The organism is Mycobacterium sp. HM-7, from assembly GCF_053852335.1.
Genome location: NZ_CM132657.1, coordinates 3,589,674 through 3,608,150, shown reverse-complemented (window position 1 = coordinate 3,608,150; position 18,477 = coordinate 3,589,674). Strand labels below are relative to the sequence as shown.

General features: G+C 65.6%; 16 protein-coding genes. 9 read left to right on the top strand and 7 right to left on the bottom strand.

Features of this window, described 5'->3' with window-relative positions:
• Positions 1–111 precede the first annotated feature (111 nt).
• Positions 112–1,092, top strand: a complete 981-nt coding sequence (locus ACWW1C_RS17370) for an SGNH/GDSL hydrolase family protein (RefSeq protein ID WP_455979535.1) — start codon at positions 112–114, stop codon at positions 1,090–1,092.
• Positions 1,093–1,192: 100 nt separating this feature from the next.
• Here the strand turns inward: ACWW1C_RS17370 and ACWW1C_RS17365 are convergent, their stop codons facing one another.
• The 6 genes from ACWW1C_RS17365 to ACWW1C_RS17340 all read right to left on the bottom strand — a co-directional run bounded on the left by ACWW1C_RS17365 (position 1,193) and on the right by ACWW1C_RS17340 (position 7,637).
• Positions 1,193–2,581, bottom strand: coding sequence for a flavin monoamine oxidase family protein (locus ACWW1C_RS17365; RefSeq protein WP_455984334.1), 1,389 nt, complete (start codon positions 2,579–2,581; stop codon positions 1,193–1,195).
• A 494-nt stretch (positions 2,582–3,075) separates the two neighbouring features.
• Positions 3,076–3,651: a hypothetical protein gene (locus tag ACWW1C_RS17360; RefSeq protein ID WP_455979534.1), complete on the bottom strand. Its 576-nt coding sequence runs from the start codon at positions 3,649–3,651 to the stop codon at positions 3,076–3,078.
• 24 nt (positions 3,652–3,675) lie between these two features.
• Entirely contained in the window at positions 3,676–4,242 is a 567-nt protein-coding gene (locus tag ACWW1C_RS17355; RefSeq protein ID WP_455984333.1) for an MspA family porin, read from the bottom strand.
• Positions 4,243–4,342: 100 nt separating this feature from the next.
• Positions 4,343–5,047 (bottom strand): transporter, encoded by a 705-nt coding sequence (locus tag ACWW1C_RS17350; protein ID WP_455979533.1) that lies wholly within the window; start codon positions 5,045–5,047, stop codon positions 4,343–4,345.
• 218 nt (positions 5,048–5,265) lie between these two features.
• A complete protein-coding gene (locus tag ACWW1C_RS17345; RefSeq protein WP_455979532.1) occupies positions 5,266–6,492 on the bottom strand; it encodes an MFS transporter in 1,227 nt (408 codons plus the stop codon).
• Positions 6,493–6,950: 458 nt separating this feature from the next.
• Entirely contained in the window at positions 6,951–7,637 is a 687-nt protein-coding gene (locus tag ACWW1C_RS17340) for a TetR/AcrR family transcriptional regulator (RefSeq protein ID WP_455979530.1), read from the bottom strand.
• A 257-nt stretch (positions 7,638–7,894) separates the two neighbouring features.
• Between ACWW1C_RS17340 and ACWW1C_RS17335 the strand changes: the two genes are divergently transcribed.
• From ACWW1C_RS17335 to ACWW1C_RS17300, 8 genes are all read left to right on the top strand, one after another.
• Entirely contained in the window at positions 7,895–9,040 is a 1,146-nt protein-coding gene (locus ACWW1C_RS17335) for a saccharopine dehydrogenase family protein (RefSeq protein WP_455979529.1), read from the top strand.
• A 101-nt stretch (positions 9,041–9,141) separates the two neighbouring features.
• A complete protein-coding gene (locus ACWW1C_RS17330) occupies positions 9,142–10,599 on the top strand; it encodes a class I adenylate-forming enzyme family protein (RefSeq protein WP_455979527.1) in 1,458 nt (485 codons plus the stop codon).
• Positions 10,596–11,951 (top strand): NAD-dependent succinate-semialdehyde dehydrogenase, encoded by a 1,356-nt coding sequence (locus ACWW1C_RS17325; RefSeq protein WP_455979526.1) that lies wholly within the window; start codon positions 10,596–10,598, stop codon positions 11,949–11,951. The genes ACWW1C_RS17330 and ACWW1C_RS17325 overlap by 4 nt, the downstream gene beginning before the upstream one ends.
• Before the next feature lie 60 nt (positions 11,952–12,011).
• Entirely contained in the window at positions 12,012–13,127 is a 1,116-nt protein-coding gene (locus ACWW1C_RS17320; RefSeq protein WP_455979525.1) for a Zn-dependent alcohol dehydrogenase, read from the top strand.
• 2 nt (positions 13,128–13,129) lie between these two features.
• Entirely contained in the window at positions 13,130–14,557 is a 1,428-nt protein-coding gene (locus ACWW1C_RS17315) for an APC family permease (protein ID WP_455979523.1), read from the top strand.
• Between the two features lie 42 nt (positions 14,558–14,599).
• A complete protein-coding gene (locus ACWW1C_RS17310; protein WP_455979522.1) occupies positions 14,600–15,679 on the top strand; it encodes a Gfo/Idh/MocA family oxidoreductase in 1,080 nt (359 codons plus the stop codon).
• Between the two features lie 104 nt (positions 15,680–15,783).
• Complete coding sequence (locus ACWW1C_RS17305; protein WP_455979520.1) at positions 15,784–16,644, top strand: phytanoyl-CoA dioxygenase family protein; 861 nt, start codon at positions 15,784–15,786, stop codon at positions 16,642–16,644.
• Positions 16,645–16,747: 103 nt separating this feature from the next.
• On the top strand, positions 16,748–17,980 hold the full coding sequence (locus ACWW1C_RS17300; protein ID WP_455984332.1) for a PucR family transcriptional regulator: 1,233 nt from the start codon (positions 16,748–16,750) through the stop codon (positions 17,978–17,980).
• A 13-nt stretch (positions 17,981–17,993) separates the two neighbouring features.
• Here the strand turns inward: ACWW1C_RS17300 and ACWW1C_RS17295 are convergent, their stop codons facing one another.
• Positions 17,994–18,389: a VOC family protein gene (locus ACWW1C_RS17295; RefSeq protein WP_455979519.1), complete on the bottom strand. Its 396-nt coding sequence runs from the start codon at positions 18,387–18,389 to the stop codon at positions 17,994–17,996.
• Positions 18,390–18,477: the final 88 nt, after the last annotated feature.

Here is an 18,477-nt window from a genome sequence, read left to right as displayed (position 1 = left end):
CTCGGTGGTGGTGTGATTCGCACCGCGTTGCGGGCTGCCCGGATCAGCACTGGCTGATCCGGGCGGTTTGGGCGATACTCCCTGGACGTCGGCGAACCGGAAGGGCCAGCAATGAACGCGAAGCGTCGCGGAGAGTCGTTCGAAGAGTCCGATACCGCACCGGAACGGCGGCCATCCGGCTCTCGGTCGAAACGGGCATTGTTGTTGTCGCTGAAAGTGTTCGGTGCCCTGGTGGTGGTCGTGCTGGTGCTGATCGGTGGGGCCGTCGCGGTGATCTACTACCAGGGCAAGCGGGCGCCTGCCGGCAACCATGACTACGTGGCCGTCGGTAGTTCGTTCGGTGCCGGCCCGGGCGTCCCCGACCGTGACCCGACGAGTCCGTCCCTCTGCATCCGGTCCGGCAACAACTACGCACATCAGCTTGCTGCGCTGCGTCATCTGAACCTGACGGATATGACGTGCTCGGGCGCAACGGCGCAGAACGTGCTGCACGGTGGGCAGTTCTTCCAGCCACCCCAGCTCGATGCGGTCCGGGAGAACACGACGCTGGTCACCATCACCGCGGGCGGCAATGACATCTACTACCTGCCGAACCTGTTCGCATGGTCATGCGCGACGGATCCCGGTGCGTTGTCGTGGGCGTGGCGGCTCGGCGTGTGCGACGCGAAGTCGGACGCCGACGTCGATAAGGCTGTCGCGCAGGTGGGTGCGAGTTTGACGGAAGTGGGTGCCGAAGCGCATCGGCGGGCGCCGAAGGCGACGGTCGTGTACGTCAACTACACGACCGTCCTGCCCGACGCCGGGTACTGTCCTGCCAGGCTACCCATCACCGACGCGCAGTTCGACAGGGCTCGACAATTGGCGAAAACGCTTGTTGCCAAGACGGATGAGGCTGCACGCGCGACGGGATCTCTGCTGGTGTCGGCAGCCGACCTGACCCGAGGGCACGACATCTGCGCGGCCGATCCGTGGGTTTACGGCTACACATTTTCCGCGAGTCCGCTGAATTACGGGCCCATGGCCTATCACCCGACGCTGCGGGCCATGACCGAAATCGCCGCGCAGATCAACAAGACCCTCGGTTCGAGGTAGGACTCGGGGATCCGCGCTGACGCGACGCCCCTCGGATTGAGCAGCGGCCGAAGGTGTTTCGCATCGGTCAGTCTGTTCGTACCCGAGGGGCGTGCGGAGTTTACGCGGAGGCGCCTTCCACGGCGCCCAGTCGTTGCGCGATCTGATCGGCGGTGTGCAGACCGGTCAGGATGGCGCCGTTCATGGTCCCGACCCACTCGCCCGCGGTTTCCGTGCCCGCCCAGTGGATGCGCCCGTGTGGCGTGGTGAGGGCCTCGCCGTAGCTCACCGTTGCGAAGGGCGGTGCGGCCGGATGCGGGCCACCCGGGGCGAAAGGTTCTGTGCCCCAACAGTGATCGATGTAGTCGATGGGGCTCCCGGCCTGTTCGCCGTACAGGTCGATCAACTGGTCGAGCACCAGTTTCCGCCGAACGTCCGGACCGAAGCCGTCGTACACCCGAGCGGTGCAGAAGACCATCAGGATGCCCGGCCCGTCAGCGCTGGGTGACACGTCGAAGGTGATGAACACCGGCGCGGTATCGGTCACTGCCTCACCCGAAAGCCCCTCAGACCGCCAGAAGGGCTTGTCGTAGGCGACGAACGCCTTGCTCAGCGCGCCCATTGGAAAACTCGTCGTGAGTCCCTCGATCTTTTGCGGCAAGGCCGGTTGGTACTCGATGTAAGCCCGATGCTGGGGGGCCGCCGCGACGATGGCGTACTTGGCATTGATCACCGCCGTATCGGTGTAGACCGTGACGCCGTGATCGTCTTGGGAGATCTGACGGACCCGGGTGTCCAACACAATTCGGTCGCCGAGCTGCTCAGCGAGCCGCTTGGCAATCTCTTGAGTGGTTTCGGTGACTCGATACTCATTCTGCCCGCCTTCGACGGCGAGCATGTGATCGAGACCGCCTACGGCCTGGATATAGCGCAACACATGCAGCAATGACACGTCGAGTGGGCTGCAGCCCCACTGCACCTTGGTGACGATGAACATCAGCGCGCGAGTGCTGGTCACGGCCTGCTGCTGGTCGAGCCATTCGCCGAACGAGATCGCGTCGAGTTCGCCGGCGTTGGGTGAATTCCACGCGGCATTGACATCGATGGTCTCCAGCAGGTTGGTCATCTCCCCTTGGATGCGCCCCAGATCCTCCAAGTCGACCGGGTCGACCATCGGAAGGGTGCCCGTCCAAGGGCGACGCTGCCCGGCCATCCACAAAAGGTTGACGCCTTCATCGAACTGAGGGGTCAGCGAACACCCCAAGCGCTCCATCAGGTCACGGATCGCGGTGTGGCGCTCGGCAACCCACGTCGCACCCAGGTCGACCTTGACTCCGGCCACCTCTCCTGAGTATGAACGGCCACCGACCCGGTCACGGCCTTCAATGACGAGAACTGATACACCCTGACTGGAGAGCCGATCCGCGGCGCTCAAGCCGGCGAAGCCCGCACCGACAACCACCACATCGACCGATGCGACTTCGGCGTCGCCCTCATGGGATTTCGACAAGGTCTGCTCTTTCACGGTTTCCTCCATCGCACTCGCGGTTGAGATGATGCGAGATGCAGCGGACGGCAGTGTCGATCAGCGCCTGTGCAATGATGAACTGCCGCCCGCAGCGGATTACCTTGGCAATTCCCGCATCTCGCTACTGACAGATTCAGTGTCGCCAGCGGTCGTTGGGCGCGGCCACAACAACGGCCACCGACTTCCGGCGCGAAGGGGTGCACGGTGCACCCCTGATCATCGGCGAGAGGGTGATGTGACGGCTCTGTTGGGATCGGTCGGTGGCGGTGGTGAGGTGAAGGGCGGAGCTTCGGGAGGCCGTATACCTTTCTCTGTGGGGTGGACAGTCTCTGTGGGGTGGACAGGGGAGGTGCTCGTCGGTGCAGGAGAGCTGGGAGCCGGTGGGTTGTCGTTGCCGCAGTCCGCGGTGAACAAGCCGATGACGAGAAGAACTGCCGCCGCCCGGATCCGGACTGAGCTGAGCATGGTGGCCATCGCTATTGCCCCGGTGCCGCGGGCTGCTCACTGGGTGCGGGCTGAGTCGGTGGCTCCAGTTGCGGATAGCTCGGCGGGGCCGCATTCGTAGCCTCGCCGGTGGGCACCCCGGTCTTCGGTGGTGTCCCGGTGGGGCTTTCCAACAGAGACTGCGGCCACGGCCCCGCGCTGGAGACCATGCCCGGTAGCGTTCCGGTGTCGGACTGCAGGAGGGCCGAGGTGCTGTCGGGTGGCACGATGCCGCCCTGCACCCCGTAGCGCATGTTCGTGTAGTTCAGGATGAACGATTGATTCGGCGCTGACGGACCGGGCTTGCTGTTGGGCAGGCTCACGCTGGTCTGCGTCGGATCTGCTGTGGGTCCGCTGGTTCTCACCCCGCGGGTGTCGGTCATGTGCGGCGGATATGTGTATGCGCCCGTGCCGAATTCGTAGGTATATGCCCCTGGATAGGGGGCGGTCGGCGTGCCCGGGAGAAACGGCAGAATCGGGTCCGCGCTCGCGACACCGCTGCAGACTGAACCCATCGTGAGGATCATCGCGCCGCCCGCGACGAATCGACCGACTCGGAGTTGTGACACAGAGCTCTCTTTTCTCGGGACAGGTCAGATCTTGATCGGGTCGCCGTAGATGGCGTACGAGAAATGGCTGGCGGCAGTCGAGATCCGCAAGTATGCGTACGAGCGGATGTTGACGTCGCCGCCACAGGCGTCGGCTTTGATGTGCAGGTTGTCGACGCCCAGTGACGCGGTGTTGCCCGGGCTCAGTGCCATGTTGGTCATCGGCAGATCGACGATGACGCCAGGCTGCACAATGGTTTCCAAGAATCCGGCAGCGCCGATGGTGCCGCCGACGCCGGACGGCACGCCGGCCGAACCCGCGACGCCGCCGGTGCCGCCCATCACCAGACCTGCCGAAACGTCCGATTGGCAGCCCAATTGATAGCCGAGGATGAAAAGACTGTCCTGGATCGGACTTCCGCCTCCGGTCGCCGTGGCGGTCGCGGTGGCGGTGACGAATGCTTCACGGGAGTTGGCCGCCGCGGCGAGATTGGGAACGGAGTTCACGACCTCGTTCTTGATCTGCAGATTCAGATGCCAACCATCCGGGGAGACCTTGTCGTAGACCTGCGGAGCCATGTCGACCGGTGCGGCATGTACCGCGGGTGCCATGCACAGGCTCGCCACCGACGCAGCGACTGCCGCAGCGGCAAGGGCGGGAGAGGGTGCAACCTTCAATCTCATTGTGTTCCTTTCATTTTGGGTATCGAAATCATCCGAAGCTGTGCCGGAGGTCTGCTCGTTGACTCGAGCTCGTCTGTGTGCCCGCGGCCACGTTGGCGGAATGCAGTGCACGGTAGGCAAGAAGGTAGATGACCCCCTGGGCGCCCCACGTCGCCAGCGCGGCGGTGTAGAAGAGCGTGCGGTTCTGGTCGTCGAAGGGGAGCGGGCAGAAGTCGTAGGTGATCGCGATGGCCGTCGCGGCCGCAGTGACCAAACCTGTTGCGATGGCGAGCTTCTGGGCGCCGGCGTCCCAGACCTTCTTGACGAAGTACGCCAGGAATGCTGTCGTCAGCAGATTGGCGATCAGGTAGAACGTCGCCGGTCCGACGTGGAGAGTCTCGTCGTGGAACTTCCTCAGGAACATCGCGGCGACGGCGGCCAGTCCGAAGACACCGACCTCGACAGCGACCGTCGGCTTGTACCGGTGGGTGACCGCCATCAGGCCCATGACGAGGATCAGGGTGAAACCGACCGACCGGGAGAACGCGTCGAGGAAAAAGGAGACGTCGAAGGCGATCCCGCCCTCCGTGGCGCCGAGCAGCGACCCGACGAGGAAATTGGTGGCAGAAACTCCGACGATCAAGGACTCCAGGCCGAGCAGGTAGTTGCCGTAGTCGCGGATGAACTTCCATCCGATGTAGTAGCCGACAGCCGCCAGCCATACAGCGGCCGCCAGGAATACGAGGTCCTTCATGATGGTGATTCCTCTCGAAGTGCGGTTGATGGCGGGACGCCGGCAAGTGACGGGAAAGACTTCCCGGCGTTTCTCGTCAGGTGGTGGACTACTGTCGCCGTCTGGTGAGCTGGGTCACAACGACGGTGCTCACCCCTTTTGGTCCCGGAGTGGTGCATGGTGCACATATCTGAATTCCCGCTGTGTGGCCCACTTCTGGTCGGCGGCCGCCCAGGTGCTCAGGGGGCAGCTTCGTGGCGCTGTAGTCGGTCGAACCAGCGAAGCGCCGGCATTGCCATGAGGGTCGCCGCGGCCAGAGTGAGGAAAGCTGTCGCCGGATGCGTGACGAGCAGCCCGACGACGGTGGCGATGACGACGCCGCCCAGATTGCCGGCCATCCAGATGAGTCCCGCGGCGGTGCTCTCGGCATCGGGGGCGTGGCGCTCACTCAGGGCCAGCACGATGGGCAGCGCCGGCAGCAATACGAAACCCACCCCGATCAGCGTCAGGAAGGCCATCGTCGTACTTGGTGCCAGTGCCAGGTGCAGGCACGCCACCGCGGTGAAACCGATTCCGACGCCCATGATCTGGACTTCCCGGCGGTGTCGATCGGCCCACACCGGTACGACGGCGCAGCCGATGACGCCGGCGATCATAGTGACGGCCAAGACAAGGCCGGCGGTCGATTCCGAGACGCCCGAAGGCTCCAGCAGTGGCTGGACGAACGTCGCGAGCGCGATGAACGTGCCCATCGGGATGGCGACGACCGCGCACAAGCGCCGGAGATAGCGGTTGCCGAATGCGGTGCGGAAGGCCCGGATTCCTCCGGTCGTGCGAATGGACTCTGGACCGCCCAGTGGCTGTGCGAAGCGAAGCGCCGCAAGGAGACACAGCCCGGCGTCGAGGGCGAGCAGCGCAGTGATGACGGTCAAGGTGTGGACGTGGTTTTCGCCCGGGAGGCACGCGCCGAGCAGATATCCCACGACCATCCCGCCGAATGTGGCGGAGGACGCGACGGCGATGCCGGTGGCGCGGTCCTTTATGGCGAGGTAGCCAACGGCGAGGCCGGGAATCGCGTTGAGGACGAAGGGCTGGCCCACCGCCGCGACCACCTGCCCGATCAGTGTCCAGGTGAAGTCACCGGCGACCAGTCTCAGGAACGCGCCGGCCGCGGTGAGCACCGCGCCTGCGATGAGGGCCGGCCGGAAGAACCGATCGAGTGCCAGGCCAGCGGGAATGGCGAGCAGCACGTAGATCAGCGGGAAAACCTGTGACAGCCAACCGATTGCGGCGATCGACACGCCGAAATGCCGGGCCGCGTCGCCGGTCACGGGCGCGTAGTTCACCACGAGCGCCTGGGTGGCGGCGGCCAGGAGTCCGTATGCGGCGAAGACGGACCACCGGCTCTTCGCGTGCGCCACGATGCGGGAGCTTTCGAGCCTGTCCTGAGCGCCGTCGGAACTCACTCGTTCCTGCGTGACATTCATCGGCCACGCGGTATGTGCATGAAACGTATTGCGCTGTTTGGTATTACGTCGAATCACGACCCACGCGACGGCACCTGCGGCGGCGACACGCGTGGCCGCCAACTCGGGCAGACTCATCTGCTGTCCTTTTGTTGATCAAATTCGGATTGCGCCCGACTACGCCGGCGGACTGCGGGAGAGTGACCGAACGAATATTCGTTCGTATGAGTGACGTAGGTTACTGCCGCGCGAAAGTCATGTCAACGGTTGGTTTGATCCAGTGATGGCGACTCTCGGTGAGGTCCACGAATAACGCTCGCGCCCTTGAGATTTAGGGGTGCGGTGCTGGTTCGCCGCGATGAGATGGATGACGGGCGGCCCGCTTGCTCTGACGGCAAAGCGGACGTGGAATCGCCTCGGGTGGCTGACCCGGGCGGACGGTACGGTGACCGTCGCTGTTACGAGTGATCCGGACCCAGTCCGACCAGCATGGCGCGAATGAGCTGCCAATGCAGCTCGGCCAGTTCTTCGGGGCCCAGGGCACCGCCTGCCGGGAACCAGTTCGCGACACGATCACACATCGCGATGATCGCCATGGCGGCGACGGTGACCTTGGTTTCCGGCACGTCGGGCGCGAAGGCGGTAACGCGATCGCGCACCAGATTCAGGTGGGCACTCTGCAGGGCCAGCAATCTGTCGTAGTCGTCGGTCGACAAGAACTGGCCGGCGGAGGCGGTGTAGAGAACCAGATCCGCCACGCGGGCGATGTGCATGTTGTGCATTTGGTAGAGCACGTGCTGACGCACCGTCTCGCGCAGGTCTGCTTCGGGATCGACACCGTCGACATGCGTTGAGTTGTCCAGGAAGTCGGCCAGTACCCGGGAGACGGCCTCGGTGAGGATTGCCTCCTTCGACGGAAAGTGGCTGTAGAGTCCGGGCGCTTTGATGCCGGCGACGGCCGCGACTTCCCGGACTGTGAAGGCGCCGAATCCGTGGTCGGCGACGTTGGTGATGGCCGCCGCCAGGATGCGTTCGCGCATGACATCCAGATCGAAGACCCGGCCGAGGTTCGCGATGTCGGCTGAGTGGTCGAGTTCCGAAGCGCTCGAGGCGGGCCGAGCCGAGGTTCCTCGTGCGGCGGTCATCTGTCCTCCTAGTCAGCAGCTGAGTCCAAGGTTACGGCGCTCGAGTGCGTACCCGGCTCACCGGTGTGCCCAGTGTCGTCGGTCTGTGTGCTGGGCGGATGTTCGCCTGCCGCGGCGGTTGTCGCGGTGTCGTGGGCGGGCTGTCGGCAATTGACTCGGCGCCACCTATTGACGGAAGCCATGGCCAACGCTAGCTTAACGAATGTTCGTTCGCGCAGGTCTGGCAGGTGAACCTGCCGTATTGGAAGAGGTTCGACATGGTGTCAGTGGGTATTGCCGGCCTGGGGCAGATGGGGAGCGCCGCGCTGCGGATTCTGCTCGAGCAACTCCCGGATGCACAGTTCCTGGCGATGGATCGGGCGCCCGAAGCTGTACGGCGCGCGGAGTCGCTCGATCCGGCGCGCGTCCGGGGGCGCGTCGTCGACGTCACCGCGGAGTCGGTGGACCTCGACGGTGTCGACGTGGTGCTCAACCTTTCCGGACCGTTCTTCGCCGGATCCGACGGACTGGCACAGGCCGCGCTGCGCGCGGGTACGACGTACATCGATATCGGTGACGACCTCGAGGCGACCGAAACCGTCTTGGCCCTGGATGCCGAGGCACAGCGCGCCGGCGTCGCGCTCATCAGCGGTGCCGGCTGGTCGCCCGGCGTGTCCAACTGGTGCGCTGCCCGCCTGCTCGACGAATTTCCCGACAGCGACGGCGTCCAGGTGGTGTGGGCAACACACGAGCGCGATCCGGGAGGGCTGGCTCCGCTGCGCCACATGCTCCACATGGCGGTGACGCCGTGCCCGGTGTGGCGCGACGGCCAGTGGGTGCAGTCGCCGGGCTTTGTGCCGGAAACCGTAGGTACATTCACCTTTCCCGAACCACTCGGTGTCATCGATGCCTTCGACACCGCGCACCCCGAGCCGCGCACGCTCAGCAGATTCTTCCCCCAGCTGCGCAACGCGAGCTGTAAGGGATCGCTGCGGCCCGACTGGGCCAACGCGGCATTTTCGACGTTGGGTCGCATCGGCTTCGGCCACAACGACGTCCTGGTGGATATCGCCGGCCACGATGTCGAGCCGGCCGAGTTCCTCTGGAAACTGATGTGGGCCCGCCACCAGGCCTCCTCCGCGCCCAAGGCCGGTAAAGCGTTGACAGCGCTGCTGATTCAGGTTCTCGACGGCGCTCGCGTTCAGGGCGCGCTCGCACTCATCGACGACGCCCCGATGTCCCGCGGGACCGGCCTCGGCGCCGCGGTTGCCGCACTTGCCGCGCTGCGCGAATGTCCGCCGCCGGGGGCGTGGGGTCCGGAGGTCCTTCCGTGGCAGTTCGCGCTCAGCGAGTTCGAGCGCATCGGACGGTCGCTGGGCGGGTTCGGGCCGGGTATCCAAACCCTGACCGAAGTACGCCGATGATCCGCTCACCGCAAACCGGACACACCAGCCTGTCGGGCGCTGTTGCTCACTGGGCTGACACGCAGCCGGATGCCACCGCACTACGTTGCGGCGAAACGACTTTGACGTGGTCGGAACTCGACGACGCGATGACGCGCTTCGGCGTACTGCTCCTCGATCGCGGCGTGCGCATGGGTGATCGCGTGGTGCTGCTCGGCGAAAACAGCCTGGAATGGGTTGTCGCGTTTCTCGGGTGTCAACGCGCGCACGTGATCGTCGTCCCGATGAATACCCGTCTCGCGCAGAGTCAGGTCGTCGCGCAGGTCGTGAAAGTCGATGCCCAGTTGGTGCTTCACGATGCCGGCCTCGGGGGAACCGATCTCGCCACCCTGACCGGTGCGCAGTGCCTGGAGCTGTCGGCGCTGCTGCGCGAAATCAGCCGCAGCAGTGCCGAATCGGTTGCCGCAAGCGACCATTCAGAGAAGGGCGACATCCCTGCCCTCATCAGCTTCACCTCAGGTACCACCGGAACTCCCAAGGGCGCGGTCATCAGCAGCGCCGCGATGGCCGAGCTGGCATACGCGTTCTCGGACTACTTCGAAACGGGACCGGCCGACAGCACCCTGATCGTCGTACCCATCTTTCACAACACGGGCTTCGCGGATCAATTGGCGCACATGGTCGCGTCCGGAGGGACCACCAGTCTCCTGCGGCGCTACCGGACTGGTGACGCGGCAGCAGAACTGATGGCGCACCCGGCCACGTTCCTCGCCGCGGTACCGAGCATGCTGCGAATGCTGATGCTCCACGACGAGGCTGACGCGATCTTCAGCGGCGTCCGCGCAATCATGTACGGCGGCAGCGCAATGCCCGAGGCCTGGGTGCAGGAGCTGCAGCAGCGGTGGCCGCACCTGAAGCTGGTGCACGCGTACGGACTGAGCGAGTTCACGTCAGTGTGCACGTTCCTGCCCAGCGACCTGGCGGCGACGAAAGCCGAGTCCGTGGGACTGCCGTTGCCCGGCGTCCAGCTACGCATCGTCGACGAGTCGGGCGATGACGTGGCGCCGGGCGGGTTGGGCGAAGTGTGGCTGAGTGGGCCGACGCGCATGCTCGGCTACTGGGACGAGCCGCGGCTGACGGCCGAGAAGATGACCGGGCAGTGGCTGCGCACAGGCGATGTCGGCCGGATCGACGGCGACGGCCTGCTGTGGCTGCACGGGCGGGCGGATGATGTCATCAACCGCGGCGGCGAGAAGATCATGCCCACGTTCGTCGAGTCCCACATCGCTCGCCACGAAACAGTCGCGGCGGCATGCGCTTTCGGGTATGCCGACGACATTCTTCAGCAGCGTGTCGCCGTCGCCATCGAGACGCGCGCCGGCGTGGCGTTCGATGAGCAGGAACTCGTCGGGTTTCTCCGCGCCTGCCTGCCCGACTATGCGATTCCCGACCGCTGGGTCGTGTACGACGCTCTTCCCCTGAACGCCTCCGGCAAGTTCGATCGCAAGGCCCTGCGTGCGGACTTCGAAGCAGCACTGCAACCGAAATCGATTGAGCACGAACAGGAGCCCGCGAAATGAACGCACCCTTGTATGCCGTGACCGACCCGGCGACCGGCGAAGTGGTACGCGAGTACCCGACAGCGACAGCTGCGGCCGTGGAGGCCGCCCTCGCCGCGGCCGCGGACGCGTACCGGAACTGGTCACGGCAGGTCACCGTCACTCAGCGTGCCGACCTGCTGAGGAATGTTGCCGCGCTGCACAACTCGCGCAGCGGCGAACTCGCGGAAATCATCAGCCGCGAGATGGGCAAGCCCGTCGATCAGGCTGTCGGCGAGATCGAGTTCAGCGCAGCCATCTACGAGTACTACGCCGACAACGCCGCCACGTTCCTCGCGGACGAGCCGATCGAGCTCATCGAGGGGGAAGGGACTGCGTTCATCCGCCGCCAGCCGATCGGCGTGTTGCTGGGCATCATGCCCTGGAACTACCCGTACTACCAGGTCGCCCGATTCGCCGCACCCAATCTCGCCCTGGGGAACACCATCGTGCTCAAGCACGCGCCGCAGTGTCCGGAGTCAGCAGCCGCCCTGCAGCGGATCTTCATCGACGCCGGCTTTCCCGAAGGCTGCTATGTCAACACCTATGCCACCAATGAACAGGTCGCCGGTGCCATCGCCGACCCCAGGGTGCAGGGTGTCTCCTTCACCGGTTCCGAGCGCGCCGGCGCGGCAGTCGCGGAAACGGCGGGTCGCAACCTGAAGAAGGTGGTACTCGAGCTGGGTGGCTCGGACCCGTTCATCGTCCTGTCATCCGATGACCTCGATACCACCGTCCAGGCCGCAATCGATGCCCGATTCGAAAACACGGGTCAGGCGTGCAATGCCGCGAAGCGCATCATCGTCGCCGATGAGCTCTACGACGAATTCGTCGACAAGTTCACGAAACAGGTTCTGGCCCAAGCTGAGCCACTGGCTCCGCTGTCCTCGGTCGCCGCCGCCGAGCGCCTGGAACAGCAGGTCCGGCGCGCCGTGGACGCCGGTGCGACACTGGTCTGCGAAGGCGCGCGGGAGGGGGCGTACTTCCCGCCCGCCGTTCTGACCGGCGTAGAGCCGACGTCGCCGTCCTCCACCGAGGAGCTGTTCGGTCCCGTGGCGACCGTGTATCGAGCGGCGTCCGAAGACGAGGCTGTCGAGCTGGCGAACAACACGCCCTACGGATTGGGCTCGTACGTCTTCACCACGGACCCTGAGCAGGCGCTGCGGGTCGCCGACCAGATCGAGGCAGGCATGGTGTTCGTCAACGGCGTCGGCCTCGACAGCATGGAACTGCCGTTCGGCGGCGTCAAGCGATCCGGCTTCGGGCGCGAACTCGGCCGGGCCGGCATCGAAGAGTTCGCCAACAAGAAGCTCATCCGCACTCTTCGCGGCTAGCCGCCGACCGTCACCGCCACATCTGATCCACCACATCCACCCCTCAAGAGGACACCTGCCATGACCATCGAATTCGACGCCGCCGTCTTCAGGACGCCGAACGCGCCGCTGACCATCGAAACCGTATCGCTCCCGTCGACCCCGCCGCCCGGCGACGTACTCGTGCGGCTCAAGGCAAGTGGAGTGTGCCACAGTGATTTTCACGTTCTTGCCGGTGAATGGGACGTCCCCACCCCGATGATTCTCGGCCACGAAGGCGCCGGCGTCATAGAGAGCGTGGGCGACGGGGTGACGACCCTGAAAAAGGGCGATCACGTCGTGCTGTCCTGGACGCCCTCCTGTCGCCGGTGCCGGTACTGCATCAGTGGCCGGCCCGTCCTGTGCGACATGGTCGCTCAACATTCGGCCAACCACCTGTCGTTCGACGGCCGGTCCCGGATCACCACGGCTGACGGCGCGGACGTCCTCAGCTTCGCCGGCGTCGGCACCTTCGGCCAGTACGTCATGGTGCCCGAATCGGGTGCGATCGCGATCCGCGAGGACGCCCCCTTCGAACAGTCGGCGCTGATCGGCTGCGCCGTCACCACCGGTGTCGGCGCAGCGGTCAACACCGCCAAGGTGCGCCCGAGTGACACCGTGTTGGTCATCGGGTGCGGCGGCGTCGGGCTGAACGCGATTCAGGGCGCGCGCCTGGTCGGTGCACGGCAGATCATCGCCGCCGACATCTCCGACGAAAAGCTCAAGCAGGCACGGGTTTTCGGAGCCACCGACATCATCAACAGCGCCCAGGAGAATCTGGCGGACCGGATCGCGGAGCTCACCGACGGGCGTGGCGTCGAGGTCGCCGTCGAGGCCATCGGCCTGCCGCAGACCATCGAAGCCGCCTACGCGGTCTTGGCCCGAGGCGGCACCGCTGTCGTCGCGGGGCAGGTGGCCGACGGCATGAAGGTCACGATCGATCCGTTCGTCATGTCGGATCAAGAGCTTTCCCTCATCGGCTCGAACTACGGCTCGAGCAAGCCCGCCACCGACTTCCCGCTGCTCGTCGAGCACTACATGCGGGGTCGCATTGATCTCGACTCGCTCGTGACCCGCGTCATCGACCTCGCAGAGATCAACGACGCGTTCGACGAGATGAAGCGCGGCGTCGGCATCCGCTCGGTGATCAGGTTCTGATGATGGACATCACCACCAGCGCGAACACCGCTGAGCCCGGTACTACGCCCCGCCTGAGCGGCAAGCTCGGCGTCGGCTCGATCTCCCTCATGATCATCGCCGGGGCCGCCCCGCTCTGCGTGGTCGGCGGGCCGATGGTGCTGGGCCTGGCCTTGGGGAACGGCGCAGGCCTGCCCATCGGCTACGTGGCGACCCTCGTTGTCCTGCTGCTCTTCGTCATCGGTTTCACGACGATGACGCCGTTCGTCCGCTCGGCGGGGGCGTTCTACTCCTACGTGCACGCGGGCCTGGGCCGAGCTGCCGGGATCGGCACCGGCTATCTGGCCATGTTGTCGTATACGTGCATCTTCATCGGGCTGTTCATTCTGTTCGGGACCGGTGTCGACGCGCTGGTGAAGTCCTACGGCGGACCGGCATCGCCGTGGTGGCTGTGGGCCGGGGTGGGACTGGCGCTGACGTTGTTCCTGGGCTACCGGGACGTCGAGCTGTCCGGCAAGGTCCTGGGTGTCCTCCTGGTCGCCGAGGTGAGCATCGTTCTCGCGCTGGACTTTTGGATCGTTGCGCGCGGCGGTGGACCGGAAGGCCTGTCCGGTGGGATGTTCTCCCTGAAGACGATATTCAGCGGCGCACCCGGGGTCGGCCTCATCTTCGCCGTACTGAGCTTCATCGGCATCGAGGCGGCGGCGGTGTTCCGGGACGAGGCACGCGATCCCGCCCGGACGGTACGCCGAGCCACGGTCATTTCGGTGGTCGTGGTGGGACTCTTCTACACGTTCACCTCGTGGGCGGTGATCAGCGGAGTCGGCGACAGTCGAGTTGTCGAAGCGGCGACAGCCGACCCTGAGGGCCTGTTCTCCGCTGTGGCGCTGCAGTACCTCGGACGCGTCGGTGCCGACCTGACCGTGGCGATGTTCGTCACCAGCACCTTCGCGGCCGCCTTGACGTGGCACAACATCCTCGCCCGCTACACCTTCTCCCTGGCATCCCGGGGTCTGTTGCCGACCCCGCTGTCGGCGAGCCACCCGAAGCACGGCTCGCCGCACCGCGGAGCGGTGGCCGTCGCGGTCGTCACCGGCGCCGTGCTGGCCGGCGGCATCGTGATCGGGCTGGACCCGATGAGCGAAATCTACACGTGGACATCGGGTCTGGGGTCGATCGGATACGTCGTGCTGCTCATCCTCACCTGCTCGGCGGTGCTGGCGTTCTTCCGTCGCGAGCCGCACGGGGCGCCGGTGACTCGGACACTGATCGCGCCACTGCTCGGCATGGCGGGGCTGGTCGCCATCCTGGCGATCATGCTGCTCAATCTCGATCTGCTCGCCGGGAACAGTCGCGTGGTCTCGGTCGTCATCATTGTTTCCCTGATCGCCGCCTTCGCGCTCGGACCCGTTGTGGGGAAGCTCCTGCCGGCCTCGGGCCGGCAGGAATAGCGACACTGCCGAACCACGAATCCCACTGAAAGACAGCGAAAAATGACACAACGAATCGCGATGGTAGGCCTGGGCGCCACGGGCCGCGCCATGGCGCAATCCCTGCTGCGTCGCACCGACGTCGAGATCGTCGGTGCCGCCGACCGCAATCCCGCGGTGATCGGCACCGACCTCGGCACGCTCGTCGGCAGCGCGGTGACCGGCGTGACCGTCGTCGATGATCCCGCGAGTCTGCCTCCGGCCGACCTGGCGATCGTCGCGACGACGTCGGATCTGAACCACGTCGCCGACACCCTCGTGCCGCTACTTGAGCGTGGATACAACGTGATGAGTATCTGCGAGGAACTGGCGTACCCGTGGTCGAGTCACCCCGAGATCTCGCGTCGTCTCGATGACACCGCCAAAGCGCACGGCGTGACCGTGCTGGGCACCGGCGCCAACCCCGGCGTTCTCATGGACACCCTGCCGCTGCTGCTGACCGCTCTCGCTCAGCGCGTCGATCGCGTGATCATCCGCCGTCGCACCAACATGTCCCGGTACGGAGCGATCCTGTCGAAGTTCGGCATGGGACTGACGCCCGAACAGTTCAGTGCCGCACAGGAATCCGGAGAGGTGGTCGGCCACTACGGTTTCGAACAATCGATCAGCGCGCTGGCGAGCGGCCTTGGCTGGACCCTGGACGCGATCGAGGTTGGCCGGGTGTCGCCCGCGGTGGTCAGCGAGATCACTCGCGTCGGCGAGCACGTCACCGTCGAACGTGGCCAGATCGCGGCCGTCACCCACGCCGCCCGCGGATTGTGCGGCGGCCGTGCGGTGATCGACCTGGAGATCATGTTCGGCTTCTTCGACCCGAGTGACTCACTCACCGCGGGTGACGATTACCGCATCGAAGGCGCAGATCAGGTGATCGAAGTGACATCGCTGACCGGCTTCGAGTCCTTCGTCAGCACCATCGCGGCGGCGGTCAATGCCGTGACGGCGGTGATCGACGCGCCCAGCGGATTCCTGTCCATGGGAGACCTGCCCGCCCGCACGCTGGCATCGAAAGGTGCGCGGCTGCTCGAAGCACCTGCACTCTCGCCGATGGTGCAACATGCACCGCCCGCCCGCTCGATTGGTTGAGAGGTGCCATGGCACACCACCGGCGAAACGGCGATAGTGAGATGAACGCCACACCAGCAGCTCGGCGTCTCCCCAAAGTTCAACTTGCAGAAAGAGATAACGCGATGACCACCGCTGTTTCGAACCTCAGGAAGCTTCCCCACACCGCGGACGTCGCGGAGATCCGCGCTGTCGTCGCCGAGGACGGCGGGGTGATCATCGAGGGCCTGCTGACCCCTGAGCAGGTCACCCGATTCAACGCCGAGATCGAAGCCCCCCTCACCGCGCTGACTCCCGGCGGCAAGCACGAGCTCGAGATCGTCAACGAGTTCCACGGCGCCAACACCAAGCGCCTGACGAACCTGGTCACCCACAGCCCGGTCTTCCGGAACGAGATCATCAACCACGACCTGGTGCACGCCCTGTGTGATGCGACCTTCCTCGAGGAATCGGGCACATACTGGATGACGACCGCCCAGGTGATCGAGATCGGCCCCGGCAACCGCCCGCAGTTCCTGCACCGCGACCTCGAGAACTGGTACCCGTTCGTCGGCATGGGCCCCGCCGGCCCGGAGATCACCCTCAACTTCCTCATCGCCCTCACGGACTTCACCGAGGAGAACGGCGCCACCCGCGTCATCCCCGGCAGCCACAAGTGGCCCGATTTCCAGGATCGTGGCACGCCCGAGCAGACGGTCCCCGCGATCATGAACGCCGGCGATGCCCTCTTCTTCAGCGGCAAGACCGCCCACGGCGGTGGCGCCAACATCACCGCGGATGAATACCGCCGCGCGGTGTCCTTCGCGTTCAACCCGGGCTTCCTGGTCGGGGAGGAGGCCTACCCGTTCCTGGTCGATCGCGAAGTGGTGAAGACCCTCCCGGAGCGCGTTCAGCGCATCCTCGGCTTCCGCTCGCAGTACCCCACGGGCTCGCCCGGCCTGTGGATGGTCGACTACCGCGAACTCGCCGATCACCTCGGCCTGTAGCGGGCGCTGCGATGTCGCACCGATGTCTCCGGTCATCGCGCGGGCCGGAGACATCTTCGGGGGTTCCGTGACGTCGGGACGCGGCTACGAGCAGAATCCGGGCATGGCGCTGGATCAGCTATGGCCCGAAGCATCCGAGCCTGTTCGGCGGTTGATCCGCGGACTGGCCGAGACGATGCTGACGAGGTCCGGGGAAGTGGTCGCCGACTTGACCGCGGCGTCCCTGCGCGACTCGCGGTACCGGGCGATCGCCGACGACCCGGTACTCGCGGAGGCTGACGCAAGTCTGACGGTCGCCAATCTCAAGCATTGGCTGACGTCCAACATCGCCGAACCGGGCCGCCGGGTCGCTCCCGCGACGGGAAGCGCCATGCGCACCTACGCACGTGATGTGGTCCTGCGTGGCCTGACCACCGACGATGTCGCGTCATGGCGATCCGCTCAACGTGTCGGTTGGAAATGGTGGCTGGTTGCCTGCTTCGAGGCGACCGACGATGCGGAGCAACTTCGTGAACTCATCGAGATCACGGGCAATTCGCTTGCGACGTTCGTCGACGATTCCATCGAGGAACTGGCGGCACACGTGGGCCGGGTCCGAGAAGAGTTCGCCGGTGGCTCACAGCTGCAGCGCTACGCCACTGTCGAACTGCTGCTCCAAGGCGCGGACATCGCACCATCGCGCGCTGAAGCTCAGCTCGGCTACGCGCTGACCGGTTCGCACATCGGCGTAGTGGTCTGGGTGGATTCGGAGCAGGACGTCGGCTTGCTCGAGCGCGCCAGTGAACAGGTGATGCGGGCGTGCGACGCGGACCGGCGGCTGACGGTGGTCGCCGGGACGGCTGCGTTGTGGCTGTGGATACCAGCGAAGGCAACGCCGACAGCTGCTGATCTTGCCGAGCGCCTGGGAAGACGGCCTGGTGTGCGCGTGGCTCTGGGCCGCCCGGCCGCGGGCATGAGCGGCTTCCGGCGGACGCACATGGATGCCGCTGCGGCGCAACGGCTTCTGGCCCGCCTGGACTCGGGGCTGTCGATCGTGCGCTACGAAGACGTCCACCTCGTGGATCTGTTGTCCACGGATCTGTCGTCGGCCGACCAGTTCGTCGCGGACGTGCTCGGTGAATTGAAGGACGCCAGCCCGGTGTTGCACCAGACGGTGCTTACCTACGTGGACGAGGGACTTAACCGCACCAGCACCGCCGAACGGCTGTACACCCACCGCAACACCATCGACCGGCGTCTCGCCCGCATCGACGAACTGCTGCCGAAACCCTTCGCCCGCAACCCGATCGAGGTGGCTGCCGCCCTCACATTGCTAAGTGTGCGCGGGGGCCACTGAGGCCATTCGGCGTTCAGGCGGCGGCGGGATCCATCCAAAAGATCTGCCAGGAGTGGCCGTCGAGGTCGTGGTAGCTGCGGCCGTACATGAAGTCCTCGTCGTCGGTATCGCCCGGTGTGGCGCCCGTGGCGATGGCGCCGTCCACGAGCCTGTCCACGCACTCGCGGCTGTCGACACCCAGACAGACGACGCACTCCTTCGTCTTGGACGCGTCGGCAGTCTCGGCAGGGTGCAGGGAGTCGAAGACATCGCGCTGCGTCAGCATCGCGAACTGGTTCTCGCCCAGCACCAGGGTCACGGCGTTGTCGCTGCTGAAGGTCTCATTGAGCGGATAGCCGAGGCCGGTGAAGAACTGCCGCGAGCGTGCGACGTCGGCGACGGGCAGGTGGACGATGATCATGGCGTGCATCGGGCAGCTCCTGGGGTCTGCGGCGCCTGGTCGCAGGTGCCGTCACAGGGTTAGACAGCCGGTCTGCGTATAACTCATCGCATGCGTG

Coding starts and splice junctions, on each gene's coding strand:
- ACWW1C_RS17370 (WP_455979535.1), top strand. CDS start 112: ATGAACGCGAAGCGTCGCGGAGAGTCGTTCGAAGAGTCCGATACCGCA.
- ACWW1C_RS17355 (WP_455984333.1), bottom strand. CDS start 4,242: ATGGCACCCGCGGTACATGCCGCACCGGTCGACATGGCTCCGCAGGTC.
- ACWW1C_RS17350 (WP_455979533.1), bottom strand. CDS start 5,047: ATGAAGGACCTCGTATTCCTGGCGGCCGCTGTATGGCTGGCGGCTGTC.
- ACWW1C_RS17340 (WP_455979530.1), bottom strand. CDS start 7,637: ATGACCGCCGCACGAGGAACCTCGGCTCGGCCCGCCTCGAGCGCTTCG.
- ACWW1C_RS17335 (WP_455979529.1), top strand. CDS start 7,895: ATGGTGTCAGTGGGTATTGCCGGCCTGGGGCAGATGGGGAGCGCCGCG.
- ACWW1C_RS17325 (WP_455979526.1), top strand. CDS start 10,596: ATGAACGCACCCTTGTATGCCGTGACCGACCCGGCGACCGGCGAAGTG.
- ACWW1C_RS17320 (WP_455979525.1), top strand. CDS start 12,012: ATGACCATCGAATTCGACGCCGCCGTCTTCAGGACGCCGAACGCGCCG.
- ACWW1C_RS17315 (WP_455979523.1), top strand. CDS start 13,130: ATGGACATCACCACCAGCGCGAACACCGCTGAGCCCGGTACTACGCCC.
- ACWW1C_RS17310 (WP_455979522.1), top strand. CDS start 14,600: ATGACACAACGAATCGCGATGGTAGGCCTGGGCGCCACGGGCCGCGCC.
- ACWW1C_RS17305 (WP_455979520.1), top strand. CDS start 15,784: ATGACCACCGCTGTTTCGAACCTCAGGAAGCTTCCCCACACCGCGGAC.
- ACWW1C_RS17300 (WP_455984332.1), top strand. CDS start 16,748: ATGGCGCTGGATCAGCTATGGCCCGAAGCATCCGAGCCTGTTCGGCGG.
- ACWW1C_RS17295 (WP_455979519.1), bottom strand. CDS start 18,389: ATGCACGCCATGATCATCGTCCACCTGCCCGTCGCCGACGTCGCACGC.